The sequence below is a fragment of the Legionella steigerwaltii genome (genome assembly GCF_001468065.1).
GTDB lineage: Bacteria > Pseudomonadota > Gammaproteobacteria > Legionellales > Legionellaceae > Legionella > Legionella steigerwaltii.
The window spans coordinates 21291-35061 of sequence record NZ_LNYZ01000008.1; the positions used below are offsets into that span (position 1 = coordinate 21291).

Genomic DNA, 13771 nt, shown 5'->3' on the forward strand with positions numbered 1-13771 from the left:
ATTATTTGGCGCTTTTTATGTTCCAGGTGCATGGCTAAAGTGTTTGACTGAAGCTAAAGCCAAATCAATAATTTTTTTAGACTGCACTTCATCCGCATTAATTAGACTAATATCGTTAATTAATTCCATTAAAAAATTAGGTATTTCTTGTTCCAAGAGTGTACTGTTATAAAGACATGATGCTTTGGTGAAGAGATAGTGAAGTAAATTTTTATTAACTGTTATTTTTTCGCGAGTAATCCCTTGATCATTTTGAGAGTTTCCAAATAACAACCAACCCGGTGAAACATGAAGTTTCCCCGCGATTTCCACCAATTTGACTGGTTCAGGAATTGCTTCACCACGGAGGTACTTACGGCATATTTGTACCGAATACCCTGTAATTTCAGACAACTTATGGATACAAACACCTGAAGTAGAACGTTGTGAATTAAATCCCGCCGCGATCATGGCATCACGTAAGCGGTCCGCAAATTGTTTTGCCAAATTAATTTTTTCCATGCACTGATCTCGGAGTTTGATTTTGATATAAAAACAAATTATAACAAATCGAAACGTTAAATTCAAAATATACAAGTTTAAGAAACTATAAGTTTCTATTGGAAATTAAAAGTTGACAATAAAGGGTGAAGAAGTATAATGCCTCCGAAACCTATGGAAAGGTTTAGTGATGTAAGATGGAACAATATCACAGCACAGTCCAATAGAAGAAAAGTGGATAACTCATAGCAGTTAACCTCGCAAAATCATGGCTTGAATGGTTTCCCCTCCATTTAAGCCTTTCTAAATTCCATAGCCTTGCATTTTGATTGAGTACTTTAGCAAATACGATAAATACAGGGATGAAATAGACGATTTATTAATACAAAATAATCTAAATGATTGCTTTGTAATATCACCTTATTATATACTTCACCCCAATGTGTATGCAGGTCGTTTTATAGGCACGTAGCTCAGTGGTAGAGCACCACCTTGACATGGTGGTGGTCGGTGGTTCGATCCCACTCGTGCCTACCATGCAACTAAATCGTATTCCAGGAGCACCCACTTTCATTTGGGATGATGTTTGAGATCGACTCCTCTTAATAAAGGTTTAAGCCCTGCCATGCAGGGTTTTTTTTTGAAAAGAAGTGCTTACGGATAAAATTATGCCAAACATTAAATTACCTGATGGAAGTATAAAACATTTTGAAGCGCCCTTAACGGTTTATGATGTAGCTCATAGCATAAGCCCTGGTCTTGCTAAAGCTGCTTTGGCAGCTCGTGTTAATGATCGCATGGTCGATACTTCTTTTCTGATTGAAAATGATTGTGCCTTAGTTATTCTGACTGAAAAACAAGAAGAAAGCCTTGAAGTAATTCGTCACTCTACAGCGCACTTATTAGCACAAGCAGTTAAAAGTCTTTTTCCAACAGCTCAGGTAACTATAGGACCAGTTATTGAAGATGGTTTTTATTATGATTTCGCCTTCCAAAGAGCCTTTACTCCTGAAGATCTGGAATTAATCGAAGCAAAAATGGTGGAATTGGCCAAGGCGAATTACCCAGTGGTGCGCAGAGAATTGCCCCGTGATGAGGCAATACAGTATTTCAAGAGTATTGGCGAAGAATACAAAGCGAAGATCATTGCCGATATTCCTGAAAATGAAGTGTTATCCTTGTATAAACAAGGCGATTTTGAAGACCTCTGTCGTGGCCCTCATGTTCCTTCTACTGGATTTTTGAAGGCATTTAAGTTGACTAAATTAGCTGGTGCCTACTGGCGTGGCGATTCCAATAACGAAATGTTACAACGTGTTTATGGTACTGCCTGGGCTGATAAAAAATCTTTGGCAGACTATTTATTCCGTTTAGAAGAAGCTGAAAAGCGTGATCATCGTAAATTAGGAAAGAGCTTAGAATTATTCCATTTTCAGGATATCGCTCCTGGAATGGTATTTTGGCATCCCAAAGGTTGGACAATTTATCAAGAACTCGAGCGCTATATGCGCAATCGCTTGGTTGATTTTGGTTATCAAGAAATTAGAACACCGCAATTAGTTGATAAAGTACTTTGGGAAAAATCAGGCCACTGGGCTAATTTTAGAGATGAGATGTTTGTTACTGAAACAGAAAATCGTCACTATGCAGTTAAGCCAATGAATTGTCCATGCCATGTTCAAGTATTCAATCAAGGTTTAAAAAGCTACAGAGATTTGCCATTAAGATTTTCAGAGTTTGGTAATTGTCATCGCTGCGAACCCTCTGGTGCATTGCATGGTTTAATGCGCGTTCGTAACATGGTTCAAGACGATGCTCATATCTTTTGTACTGAAGATCAAATTCAATCAGAAGTAGCAATGATGCTTGAGCTGGTTCAGTCGGTATATACTGATTTTGGTTTTGGTGAGATTAAGTACCGTTTGGCATTACGTCCTGAAAAGCGGGTTGGAAGTGATGAGGTATGGGATAAAGCCGAATCTGCTTTAAAACAAGCAATGAAAGATCGACATATTGAATGGGTTGATGCACCAGGCGAAGGTGCTTTTTATGGACCCAAAATCGAATGTTCTTTAGCAGATTGTTTGGGTAGAATTTGGCAGTGCGGAACCATACAAGTTGACTTCTCAATGCCAGGTCGGTTGGATGCTTCATATGTCGCTGAAGATGGCAGTAAACAAGTTCCAGTGATGTTGCATCGTGCAATTTTAGGATCTTTTGAACGTTTCATGGGTATTTTGATAGAACACTATGCAGGAAAACTGCCTTTGTGGTTATCCCCAGTGCAAGCAATGATCCTAACAATCAGCGAAAAACAGAATGAGTATGCAAAGAAAATAACACAAATTTTGCAAAAAAGGGGTGTTCGCGCCAACTATGACTTGAGAAATGAAAAAATTGGTTTTAAAATCCGCGAACATACTTTACAAAAAGTACCTTATCTCCTAGTGATAGGAGATAAAGAAGTTGAATCAAACCAGGTTGCTGTGCGTTCACGCGAAGGAACAGACTTAGGTGTGATGACAATAGATACAATTTGTGATACCTTGGCGCAAGAAATTGCTCGTAAAGGGTCAATTATTAAGTAACAAGCAGGGGGGATTAAACCATTAGTGCACCAACTAAGCGTGAAAATGATCGCGCACGAATTAATGAACAGATCAATGTACCTGAGGTACGCTTAATTGATGTCGATGGTAATCAGGCAGGAATAGTTTCAACGCGTGAAGCCCTGCGTGCAGCGGAAGAAGGTGGGTTGGATTTGGTGGAAATATCCCCATCCGCCAAGCCTCCTGTATGCCGTATCATGGATTATGGCAAGTTTCTCTTTGAATTGAGTAAAAAACAAGCTGAAGCGAAGAAAAAGCAGAAGCAAATTCAAGTCAAAGAATTAAAATTCCGTCCTACGACGGAAGATGGAGATTATCAGGTCAAGCTACGCAACCTGATCCGTTTCCTAAATCATGGTGATAAGGTCAAAATTACGCTACGTTTTCGTGGACGTGAGATGGCTCATCAAGAACTCGGTATGAAGATTCTTGAACGTTTACAGCAAGATACAGCTGAATTTGCAGTTGTAGAACAGCATGCGAAACGTGAAGGAAGACAATTGCTGATGGTCTTAGCACCCAAAAAAACTAAGTAGCTGAATAAATGCGGAGTATATTGTTATGCCGAAGTTGAAGTCACATCGCGGAGCGTCTAAACGCTTCCGTAAGACAGCAAGTGGCGCGATTAAACGTCGCGGCGCTTATAGAAATCATATCCTCACCAAAAAGTCTACCAAGGCGAAGCGTCATTTGCGCGTGGAAGCTGGTACTTTGAAGCCATGCGATGCACGTTTAGCAGCACGCATGTTGCACGGTAGTTAAGGGGAGAATGAAGAATGCCAAGAGTTAAACGTGGTGTGACAGCGAAAGCTCGTCACAAGAAAGTTTTAGACCAAGCTAAAGGTTATTACGGAGCCCGTAGCCGAACCTACCGCATGGCGAAACAAGCAGTAATTAAAGCAGGTCAATACGCATATCGTGACCGACGTCAGAAAAAACGTCAGTTCCGTGCTTTGTGGATTACACGTATTAATGCGCAAGCTCGTGAGTGCGGTTTATCATACAGCCGTTTGATTGACGGATTGAAAAAAGCAGCAATCGAACTGGATAGAAAGGTATTGGCTGATTTGGCTGTTCATGACAAAGTAGCTTTTGCTGCAATTGCTGAACAAGCTAAGGCTGCATTGGCAAAATAATCTTTATAAAATATTTAAATGATCGGTGTAGCCTGGGTGAAGCGTAGCGAAACCCCGGTTGTTAATTGTATGTTCCCGGGTTTCGCTACGCTTCACCCAGGCTACAAGTTGACTAAGAATACTAAATAAAGATGAAATTTATTTAAGGAGGCTGCGGCCTCCTTTTTACTTGTGGGTATAATTATGCAGGATATCATCACCATACAAGAACAAGCTTCCGAAGCAATTAAAAACGCGCAAGATGTATCTGGACTGGAGTCTATTCGCGTTGATTTTTTAGGTAAAAAAGGTAAGTTAACTGAAATTTTAAAAAGTCTTGCCCATCTATCTGCCGAAGAAAAACCTAAAGTAGGCCAATTAGTGAACCAGGCAAAACGTGAAATCAGTGAGTTAATTGAAACGAAAATGCTTGAGCTCAAAGAAAAGCAGTTATTAGAAAAACTCTCAGCGGAACGAATCGATGTTACCCTTCCAGGGCGTAAAAAAGAGAGTGGTTCATTGCATCCAGTAACTCAAGTAAAGCATAGGATTAATGAATTTTTTAGTCGTATGGGCTTTGATATCATTGATGGTCCTGAAATAGAAACTGAATTTTATAATTTCGAGGCATTAAACATTCCCGGGCATCATCCAGCTCGCGCAATGCATGATACTTTTTATTTTGGTGATGGCCGTCTTCTGAGAACACATACTTCACCGGTACAAATTCGTGCTATGGAGCAACGTAAACCTCCATTTCGTTTAATTGCCCCAGGAAGAGTTTATCGTTGTGATTCAGATTTGACACATACACCTATGTTCCATCAAGTTGAAGGGTTGCTAATTGACAAGCAAGCAACTTTAGCCAGCTTAAAAGGATTACTCCACGATCTTTTTGCGGATTTCTTTGGTCGTAAATTAGCATTGCGGTTTAGACCTTCTTATTTTCCTTTTACAGAACCCTCAGCGGAAGTCGATATTGAATGCACGCAATGCAGTGGTAAAGGATGTCGTTCTTGTAAATTTACAGGATGGCTTGAAGTTTTAGGTTGCGGCATGGTGCATCCTAATGTACTTAAAGCAGTCAATATTTCCCCAGATGAGTATCAGGGATGGGCATTCGGTATGGGTATGGATAGACTGGCTATGTTGTACTATGGAATCGATGACTTACGTATGATGTTTGAAAATGATCTTACATTTTTAAGTCAATTTTAACAAACGCGCGCTGTTCCAATTATTTTTAGTATTAAAGCTCAATAGAATATGATGATAAAGAGACCTACTGGGCAATAAAAGTTTAATCTGGTGGTAAGGACTATAAATGAAATTAAGTAAATTATGGTTACGTGAATGGGTGAACTTCTCACTAACTGAACAAGAATTAGCACATCAACTGACTATGGCTGGTCTGGAAGTGGATGCAGTGAGTCCCGTAGCAGGGGAGTTTACTCAGGTTATTGTAGCCGAAGTTCTTAGTACCAAACCCCATCCTAATGCGGACAAATTGACTGTATGTGAAGTGAACGCAAATGGAGATAAACCTTTGCAAATCGTTTGTGGTGCTTCTAATGTTAGAGCAGGATTAAAGGTGGCATTAGCGATGGTTGGAGCACGTTTGCCAGGTGGATTTAATATCAAAGAATCCAAACTACGGGGAGAACTGTCACAAGGAATGCTTTGCTCTGTGAGTGAGTTGGGTATGGCTGAGCAATCTGAAGGCATCATGGAGTTAGAAAGCGATGCCCCGGTCGGTATGGATTTACGCGAATATTTAACTCTTGATGATCATATTTTCGATATCGATTTAACTCCTAATCGCGCTGATTGCTTTAGTGTGTTAGGGATCGCCCGCGAAGTCGCGGTATTAAATAAATTACCTTTATTGGAACAATCTATTCCTAAGGTGACCCCAAGTATTGATGATGTATTGGCGATACAATTGAAAAATCCTGACGCCTGCCCACGTTATTGTGGTCGAGTAATTCGCAATATTAATCCTAAAGCAACCACTCCTTTATGGATGAGTGAACGCTTACGTCGTAGTGGCATTCGATCTTTGCATCCTATTGTGGATGTAATGAATTATGTGATGCTCGAATTAGGCCAACCCATGCATGCTTTTGATTTAGAAACAATCAAAGGTGAAATTAATGTGCGCTTTAGTAACAATCAAGAACAGTTAGAGTTGCTCGATGGTCAAGAGCTAAACCTCAATGAAAAAGTATTGGTTATCGCCGATAAAGAAAAACCTTTGGCGATGGCGGGTATTATGGGTGGGGAAGCGAGTGCAGTACAAGCACATACACAAAATGTATTTTTAGAAAGTGCTTATTTTAATCCAATTGTTATTGCCGGTATCGCTAGAAAATTTGGATTATTCAGTGACTCATCACAGCGTTTTGAGCGTGGCGTTGATCCATACTTACAAATGAAAGCCTTAGAAAGGGCTACTGCATTAATTTTATCAATTGCGGGTGGTGAAGCTGGGCCGGTCATAGAAGCTCAAGATAAAAAGCATATACCTGAAACAGTAAGCTTCTCTTTTGATACAGATAAAGTTAAAAAATTAACCGGACTTAATATTTCACAACGGGAAATGAAAAGTTTATTAGAAGGACTTGGCATAACTGTCGGAAAAGAGCAAGCCAGTTTTTTTGATGTGACTATTCCTTCACATCGTTTCGACATTCAACAGGATGTAGATTTAGTTGAAGAAATTATCCGTCTGTATGGATATGATAATTTACATGCCCAGCCTACATATACCTTTGTACAAGCTGGAAAGACTTGCGGTAATGAAGAAATAGCGACCAAGCTTTCACGTTGGTTTAGCTCCAAAGGATACCACGAGACGATCAGTTATAGTTTTGTTGATCCTGAATTACAACAAGAACTTTATCCGCATAAAGAATTTATGCAGTTACTAAATCCAATTTCCTCAGAATTATCGCAAATGCGTGTTGGGATGTGGCCGGGTTTGATCGCATCCATGATTTATAATGTTCATCGTCAACAAAATGCAGTTAAATTTTTTGAAGTTGGTGTGGTTTTTGATGTGAGTAAGGAACAACTCATAGAACGCCCTTGCGTTGCAGGCTTGTTGATGGGAGAGCAAGGCAGCGTAAATTGGAGTGAGCCCGCGCGCTGTTTTGATTTTTTTGATCTAAAAGGGGATCTGCAATCTTTATTTGCTTCACTTAATTTAAAGCAGGTCGAATTTATCGCGGCTGCGCATGATGCGCTACATCCTGGACAATCTGCTCAGATTGTGATCAATAAAGTGCCCGCAGGATGGATAGGTATGTTACATCCTCGTTTGGCGGATGCATTGGACTTGCAAAATGATGTCTTACTTTTTGAAATCAATTTAGCGGCATTAATTGGTCATGAGGTGCCACGCTATAAAACAATTTCCAAGTACCCACAAATTCGTCGAGATTTATCCTTCCTGGTTGATGCGAATATTAGTGTCATGCAAATTGAATCAGCTGTTCGTGCAACGATTGATGAAAATTGGCTGAAATCTTTCGATGTATTTGATGTATATACTGGAGAGGGTGTACCCAAAGGAAAGAAAAGTCTCGCAATTGCTATGACCCTACAAGATGAAAGTCGGACTTTAGTTGATGCAGAGATTAATTCTTTAATTAGTGCTATAATCAATACGTTAGAAAATAAATTTTCAATCATATTGAGGGAATAATCGTGAATGCACTAAGCAAAGCAATAATGGCGGAAACCTTAAGTGATGAATTAAAATTGTCCAAACCCGCATCAAAAGAAATGGTCGAGAATTTTTTTGAAGAGTTGCGGCATGCGCTTGAGCATGGACATCATGTAAAATTATCGGGTTTTGGTAATTTTACCTTAAGGGATAAGCCACAAAGACCGGGAAGAAATCCTAAAACAGGAGAAGAAATTCCTGTAGTAGCCAGAAGAGTGGTAACTTTTAAACCTGGTTTGAAGTTAAAAACAAAAATTGAGTCTATAGGAAAGTAATTCATTGGCCTATTACAACAAACATGTTCTTATATGCACCAACCAAAAGGCTGCAGGCAAGCAATGCTGCGCCAATACTGGTGGTGAAGCTTTTTTTGATTATATGAAGTCGCGACTCCTGGAGTTAGAGATGCATGGTCCAGGTAAAATTCGTGTAAGTAAATCAGGTTGTCTTGGACGTTGCAGTTCCGGTCCGTGTATCGTGATTTATCCTGAAGGGGTGTGGTACACCTATTCATCTTTTGCGGATATTGATGAAATTATAGAAAAGCATATAGTTGCTGGTCATGTTGTTGAACAATTACTAATTGATCAAGAATGATTATTACTAAATTGTAGCCTGGGTGCAGCGAAGCGGAACCCGGGATTAATCGAATCAGTCATGTTTTGATCCCGGGTTCCGCTTCGCTGCACCCGGGCTACATTAAACCAAAAAATCACTGTGATTCTTGTGCGAAATTTGTTATATTTACGCGGATTTAATTAATTGTTTATAAAATTTTATCCTTTTTACTTGTAGGATGTTTCTGTTTTGGTTAAAATCGCCCGTCCATGATAGAAGATTACCAATTTAGGCGGTTCGGAGTTCATTTAATGAAGACATTTAGTGCCAAAGGCCATGAAGTCAAACGTGACTGGTTAGTGGTTGATGCCAGCGATAAAGTTTTGGGTCGCTTAGCTAGTGAGATTGCTCGTCGTTTACGAGGCAAGCATAAAGCTGAGTACACCCCTCATGTTGATACAGGTGATTACATTGTTGTTACAAATGCGGAAAAAGTTAGAGTGACTGGCCGTAAGTTTACTGACAAGATGTACTATCGCCACACGGGATATCCTGGTGGAATAAAATCAGATAGTTTTGAAAAATTACAGGCTAGAAATCCTGTTAGAATTATCGAACTTGCTGTTAAAGGCATGTTACCAAAAAATCCCTTAGGTAGAGAGATGTATCGTAAGCTAAAAGTATATGCAGGTAGCGAACATCCACATACTGCACAGCAACCCAAGCAACTTGATATTGAGGAATAAGTATTATGGCTGAAATGAAGCAATACTACGGCACTGGTCGTAGAAAAAGTTCAACAGCTCGTGTGTTTTTACGCCCAGGCAAAGGCGACATCAAAGTAAACGGTCGTACTTTACAGGAATATTTCTGTCGTGAAACCTCTTGCATGGTTGTTATGCAGCCATTAGAAACCGTTGAGCTTGTTAATAAGTTTGATATTTACATTACTGTATCTGGCGGTGGAGTTTCTGGTCAGGCAGGTGCTGTGCGTTTGGGTATCGCAAGAGCGTTAGTTGCTTATGATGAAGTAGGATTAGCAGAAGATGCTGAGCCTAGCCCCAATTCTATTCGCAGAAAACTTCGTGCACGTGGTTTGCTAACTCGTGATTCACGTCGTGTTGAAAGAAAGAAAGTGGGCTTGCACAAAGCACGTCGTGCAACTCAATACTCAAAACGTTAATCGTTTTTTGGTTAAAAGGCCCCGCAAATGCGGGGTTTTTTGTTTTGCGCAACACTACCTTAGGTTGAGACTCCCCTCTCCCATACGTGGGAGAGGGGTAGGGGTGAGGGTTCATTAGCTGCAATCAATACCCTCATCCCCTGATGGGCACCTTCTCCCCATGGGGAGAAGGGAACTCGTTTAACCAAATGGCGGTGGCGCACCCAGGCTACAAATATACATAAGTAGACGATATGGTGAATAAAATTGCTGGTCCTGCTCCTGAACAGGATAAAAGCGATCTTGTAGATGAAGATCGTCGTCGATTTTTGTTAACTACAACCTGTGTCCTAGGAGGCATAGGGGCTCTATGTGCTTTAACACCCTTTGTTGCTTCCTGGTTACCTAGTGCCAAAGCTCAAGCAGAAGGTGCTCCAGTACAAGTAGATTTGAGTAAGCTCGAACCAGGGGAACAGGCAGTTGTTGAATGGCGTGGTAAACCTGTATGGATAATCAGACGTACTCAGGAAATGTTGCAACGTTTAACTACATATTCTTCAAAGTTGCGCGATCCGAATTCGTTGAGCCAACAGCAACCCTCTTATGCAAAAAATGAGCATCGATCCATCAACCCAGAATATTTAGTACTTATAGGAATTTGTACTCATCTGGGTTGTTCCCCTAAATACAAACCTAATCTTGGAGATTTAGGGCCTGAGTGGCCGGGTGGCTTTTTCTGTCCTTGCCACGGTTCTACTTTTGATCTTTCCGGCAGAGTTTTTAAAGATGTTCCTGCGCCAATTAATCTGGAAGTCCCGCCCTATTATTTTATCGATAAGCATACTATTGTTATTGGCGAGGATAAGGCATAAGTTTCATGTCTACATAATTTGTAGCCTGGGTGCAGCGAAGCGAAACCCGGGAGTGTAAAAATAGTTTTTCCCGGGTTCTGCTTCGCTGCACCCAGGCTACAATAAATGCAATGAGTAAGGCTAGATTAAATGAATAGACTCCTTAATTGGATCGATGAGCGCTTTCCACTGATGAGCACTTGGAAAAATTATTTCAGTGCTTATTATCTTCCAAAAAACTTAAATTTTTTTTACTTTTTTGGCTCACTAGCACTGGTGGTTTTAGTCAATCAATTTATTACTGGTTTGTGGCTTACCATGTTTTATACCCCAAGTGCAGAACAGGCTTTTTCTTCCATAGAATATATAATGCGTGATGTTAATTTTGGTTGGTTATTGCGTTACATGCATTCTACCGGTGCCTCCGCATTTTTTATTGTTATCTATTTACATATGTTTCGTGGCTTATTGTATGGTTCGTACCAAAGACCTCGGGAATTGGTTTGGCTTTTAGGGATGTTTTTATATATCCTGCTTTTGGCGAGTGCGTTTTTTGGTTATTTATTGCCATGGGGGCAAATGTCATACTGGGGGGCAGAAGTCATCACTTCATTGCTAAGCGCAATACCTTATATTGGTAAAAGCCTTGTCATTTGGTTAAGAGGTGATTACACAGTTGGCAATGCCACTTTGCAACGTTTTTTTGCTTTGCATGTTATAGCGATTCCCTTCTTACTCTTCTTGCTAGTTTTCCTGCATGTTGTTGCCTTACATAAGGTAGGTTCTAATAATCCGGAAGGAATCGAAATTAAAAAACAGCTGGATGCAAAAGGTGAACCGTTAGATAAAATTCCCTTTCATCCATATTATATTGTTAAAGATTTAGTGATGATACTTGCCTTTCTCGTTCTGTTTTTTGCAGTAGTTTTTTTTACTCCTGAAATGGGGGGATATTTTTTGGAGCATAATAATTTTGCGCCGGCTAATCCCTTAATTACTCCAGATCATATTGCTCCAATGTGGTATATGTCGCCATTTTACGCCATGCTGCGAGCCATTCCAGATAAATTATCCGGAGTAATGTGCATGGGACTCGCATTACTAGTTCTATTCTTTTTGCCATGGCTCGATCGCAGCCCAGTTCGCTCAATGCGGTATAAAGGAAATTACTCACGAGTGATGCTGTTTCTAGGTGTCATTGCATTTGTATTTTTGGGTTATTTAGGAACAATCCCAGTAACTCCTGCGCGTTTATTTTTGGCCCGTGTCAGTACGGGATTATATTTTGCTTATTTTATATTAATGCCATTTTATACGCGTTTTGAATCACCACGCCCATTGCCTGCACGCATAGGAGGGCGATGATGTATAAGAAAGCAGGCCTTTTTTACTTGTTGACATGGTTTTCAGGCTTACTTGTGAATCCAGTTATTTGGGCTGCGCATCCAGTTGAGGCCAATGTACATGATAAGGAGAGTTTGCAAAGAGGGGCGAGGCTTTTTATGAATTATTGTTCAGGCTGCCACTCTCTGAAGTATTTACGCTATAATCATATGGCCAAAGGATTGGGCTTAACTCAGTTTGATGGTCGAATAAATGAAGATTTATTAAAAAATAATCTGATTTTTACTCAAGCAACAATTAATGATCCAATACGAATTGCTTTGCCTCCAGAAGATGCAAAACAATGGTTTGGAATTGTACCTCCGGATTTATCTTTAGTTGCTCGAGAAAAAGGTACGAACTGGCTTTATAGTTATCTAAATGGCTTTTATAAGGATGATGCACGTCCTTTTGGGACTAATAACCGGCTTGTCCCTGATGTTGCTATGCCAAATATTTTGGAGACTTTAAAACACGAATTGCCGCAGGGACAATTTGACACTAACTTACAAGATTTGGTGACTTTTCTTGCATACGTTGGTGAGCCAGTTCAATCCCTACGTTACCGTATGGGATTCTTTATTGTTGGCTTTTTATTTGTTTTATTTCTTGTTGTACTGGGTTTAAAAACAGTTTATTGGCGAAAAATCGGCATAAAGTAACCCAAAAAGGCAAAAATGTGGTAAAGTGCGAGTTTTGTGTGTTTACTTTACCTTTATATAGGTTTTATGAATTAAATAGGAGTTGCTCATGGCAATTGTTGCGAAGCGCACTATAATGTCTTTATTTTCCGATACAGATGATGTCTACAGCCATCAGGTTCGGATTGTGTTGGCTGAAAAAGGGGTGAATGTAGAAATTCTTGCTGCGAAACAGGCTGAGCCCAGCGCTGATCTTTTATCAGTTAATCCATATGGAACTGTTCCTACTTTAATCGATAGAGAACTTGTGCTTTATGAACCACGTATTATTATGGAATATTTAGATGAGCGTTTTCCTCATCCACCTTTATTACCTGTATACCCTGTTGCTCGTGCAGAAACACGAAAAATGATGCACAGAATAGAACATGATTGGTATTATTTAATGAATCGTATTTTAAAGGATGATAATGCAGACCAGGCTAGGGCAAATTTATTTGAAAGTTTAACAGCACTTGATCCTGTATTTGCAGATAAACCTTATTTTTTGAGTGATGAATTTTCCCTATTAGATTGTGCATTAGCACCTTTATTGTGGCGTCTGCCTCGATTGGGAATTGAGATTACTCCAGAGTTTAAAGGAATAATTGCTTACATGCAGCGCTTGTTCAAACGAGAATCGTTTCAAGCAAGTTTGACTGATGCTGAGCGACAACTAAGAGCGGCATAAAGATATGGCAATGACATCAAATAAACCCTATTTAATTCGGGCTGCCTACGATTGGATAGTAGATAACGAATTAACACCTTATGTTCTGGTTAATGCGGCATACTCGGGTGTGCAGGTTCCCAAAGAACATGTAAACCATGATCGTATCGTGTTAAATATTTCTCCAGCAGCAACTCGCGGTCTTTTATTAGAAAACGATCGAATTATTTTTACTGCACGGTTTTCAGGAAAGACAGAACAAATTTTTGTTCCACCTGGAGCGGTATTGGAAATTTATGCTAAAGAAAATGGTAGAGGCATAGCCTTTGCTATAGAAGATGAAGAAGAACCACCTCCAGCTTCTTCTGGGGATTCTGGTGCTGAATCTGAGGGTTCAACTGCTTCTAAAAGTAAGCCTTCATTAAAATTAGTCAAGTAAATGGACGTAGCCTGGGTGAAGGTGAAGCCGTAACCCGGGAGTTCTGAAACCCGGGTTTGCACTACATCCTAGACTATATATAAGAAACGTGTTCAAA

General features: G+C 39.9%; 16 protein-coding genes and 1 tRNA gene. 16 read left to right on the top strand and 1 reads right to left on the bottom strand.

The genetic code is table 11. From position 1 onward, the window contains the following. Positions 1-15: 15 nt before the first annotated feature. Positions 16-501: a helix-turn-helix domain-containing protein gene (locus Lstg_RS05455; RefSeq protein WP_058476655.1), complete on the bottom strand. Its 486-nt coding sequence runs from the start codon at positions 499-501 to the stop codon at positions 16-18. A gap of 441 nt (positions 502-942) precedes the next feature. Between Lstg_RS05455 and Lstg_RS05460 the strand changes: the two genes are divergently transcribed. From Lstg_RS05460 to Lstg_RS05530, 16 genes are all read left to right on the top strand, one after another. Next, positions 943-1017, top strand: a tRNA-Val gene (locus Lstg_RS05460). A gap of 131 nt (positions 1018-1148) precedes the next feature. Beyond that, complete coding sequence (gene thrS, locus Lstg_RS05465; protein WP_058476656.1) at positions 1149-3068, top strand: threonine--tRNA ligase; 1920 nt, start codon at positions 1149-1151, stop codon at positions 3066-3068. A gap of 20 nt (positions 3069-3088) precedes the next feature. Beyond that, a complete protein-coding gene (infC, locus tag Lstg_RS05470; protein ID WP_058476657.1) occupies positions 3089-3625 on the top strand; it encodes a translation initiation factor IF-3 in 537 nt (178 codons plus the stop codon). Positions 3626-3650: 25 nt separating this feature from the next. Beyond that, positions 3651-3851, top strand: a complete 201-nt coding sequence (gene rpmI / locus Lstg_RS17490; protein ID WP_082650800.1) for a 50S ribosomal protein L35 — start codon at positions 3651-3653, stop codon at positions 3849-3851. A gap of 14 nt (positions 3852-3865) precedes the next feature. Then, positions 3866-4225 carry a 50S ribosomal protein L20 gene (gene rplT / locus Lstg_RS05475; protein ID WP_028380708.1) on the top strand — a complete coding sequence of 120 codons (360 nt, stop codon included), beginning with the start codon at positions 3866-3868 and terminating at the stop codon, positions 4223-4225. Positions 4226-4408: 183 nt separating this feature from the next. Then, the gene (pheS, locus tag Lstg_RS05480) at positions 4409-5422 is read left to right on the top strand and encodes a phenylalanine--tRNA ligase subunit alpha (RefSeq protein WP_058476658.1); all 1014 of its coding nucleotides are present in this window, start codon (positions 4409-4411) and stop codon (positions 5420-5422) included. Between the two features lie 106 nt (positions 5423-5528). Then, complete coding sequence (gene pheT / locus Lstg_RS05485; RefSeq protein ID WP_058476659.1) at positions 5529-7910, top strand: phenylalanine--tRNA ligase subunit beta; 2382 nt, start codon at positions 5529-5531, stop codon at positions 7908-7910. 2 nt (positions 7911-7912) lie between these two features. Further along, entirely contained in the window at positions 7913-8206 is a 294-nt protein-coding gene (locus Lstg_RS05490) for an integration host factor subunit alpha (protein WP_028380711.1), read from the top strand. 4 nt (positions 8207-8210) lie between these two features. After that, on the top strand, positions 8211-8528 hold the full coding sequence (locus tag Lstg_RS05495; RefSeq protein ID WP_058476660.1) for a (2Fe-2S) ferredoxin domain-containing protein: 318 nt from the start codon (positions 8211-8213) through the stop codon (positions 8526-8528). Between the two features lie 272 nt (positions 8529-8800). Continuing rightward, entirely contained in the window at positions 8801-9235 is a 435-nt protein-coding gene (gene rplM, locus Lstg_RS05500) for a 50S ribosomal protein L13 (protein ID WP_058476661.1), read from the top strand. Positions 9236-9240: 5 nt separating this feature from the next. Continuing rightward, positions 9241-9672, top strand: a complete 432-nt coding sequence (gene rpsI, locus Lstg_RS05505) for a 30S ribosomal protein S9 (RefSeq protein ID WP_058476662.1) — start codon at positions 9241-9243, stop codon at positions 9670-9672. Between the two features lie 233 nt (positions 9673-9905). Then, entirely contained in the window at positions 9906-10523 is a 618-nt protein-coding gene (petA, locus tag Lstg_RS05510; protein ID WP_058476663.1) for a ubiquinol-cytochrome c reductase iron-sulfur subunit, read from the top strand. 129 nt (positions 10524-10652) lie between these two features. Beyond that, entirely contained in the window at positions 10653-11867 is a 1215-nt protein-coding gene (locus Lstg_RS05515; protein ID WP_058476664.1) for a cytochrome b, read from the top strand. Then, on the top strand, positions 11867-12547 hold the full coding sequence (locus tag Lstg_RS05520; RefSeq protein WP_058476665.1) for a cytochrome c1: 681 nt from the start codon (positions 11867-11869) through the stop codon (positions 12545-12547). The genes Lstg_RS05515 and Lstg_RS05520 overlap by 1 nt, the downstream gene beginning before the upstream one ends. 88 nt (positions 12548-12635) lie before the next feature. Then, positions 12636-13256 carry a stringent starvation protein SspA gene (gene sspA, locus Lstg_RS05525; protein ID WP_058476666.1) on the top strand — a complete coding sequence of 207 codons (621 nt, stop codon included), beginning with the start codon at positions 12636-12638 and terminating at the stop codon, positions 13254-13256. Between the two features lie 4 nt (positions 13257-13260). Continuing rightward, positions 13261-13674: a ClpXP protease specificity-enhancing factor gene (locus Lstg_RS05530; protein ID WP_058476667.1), complete on the top strand. Its 414-nt coding sequence runs from the start codon at positions 13261-13263 to the stop codon at positions 13672-13674. Positions 13675-13771 lie beyond the last annotated feature (97 nt).

What these genes read in the sequence shown, in the direction of transcription:
- Lstg_RS05455 (WP_058476655.1), bottom strand. Translation starts at nt 501, where the DNA reads ATGGAAAAAATTAATTTGGCAAAACAATTTGCGGACCGCTTACGTGAT.
- thrS (WP_058476656.1), top strand. Translation starts at nt 1,149, where the DNA reads ATGCCAAACATTAAATTACCTGATGGAAGTATAAAACATTTTGAAGCG.
- rpmI (WP_082650800.1), top strand. Translation starts at nt 3,651, where the DNA reads ATGCCGAAGTTGAAGTCACATCGCGGAGCGTCTAAACGCTTCCGTAAG.
- rplT (WP_028380708.1), top strand. Translation starts at nt 3,866, where the DNA reads ATGCCAAGAGTTAAACGTGGTGTGACAGCGAAAGCTCGTCACAAGAAA.
- pheS (WP_058476658.1), top strand. Translation starts at nt 4,409, where the DNA reads ATGCAGGATATCATCACCATACAAGAACAAGCTTCCGAAGCAATTAAA.
- pheT (WP_058476659.1), top strand. Translation starts at nt 5,529, where the DNA reads ATGAAATTAAGTAAATTATGGTTACGTGAATGGGTGAACTTCTCACTA.
- rplM (WP_058476661.1), top strand. Translation starts at nt 8,801, where the DNA reads ATGAAGACATTTAGTGCCAAAGGCCATGAAGTCAAACGTGACTGGTTA.
- rpsI (WP_058476662.1), top strand. Translation starts at nt 9,241, where the DNA reads ATGGCTGAAATGAAGCAATACTACGGCACTGGTCGTAGAAAAAGTTCA.
- petA (WP_058476663.1), top strand. Translation starts at nt 9,906, where the DNA reads ATGGTGAATAAAATTGCTGGTCCTGCTCCTGAACAGGATAAAAGCGAT.
- Lstg_RS05515 (WP_058476664.1), top strand. Translation starts at nt 10,653, where the DNA reads ATGAATAGACTCCTTAATTGGATCGATGAGCGCTTTCCACTGATGAGC.
- Lstg_RS05520 (WP_058476665.1), top strand. Translation starts at nt 11,867, where the DNA reads ATGTATAAGAAAGCAGGCCTTTTTTACTTGTTGACATGGTTTTCAGGC.
- sspA (WP_058476666.1), top strand. Translation starts at nt 12,636, where the DNA reads ATGGCAATTGTTGCGAAGCGCACTATAATGTCTTTATTTTCCGATACA.
- Lstg_RS05530 (WP_058476667.1), top strand. Translation starts at nt 13,261, where the DNA reads ATGGCAATGACATCAAATAAACCCTATTTAATTCGGGCTGCCTACGAT.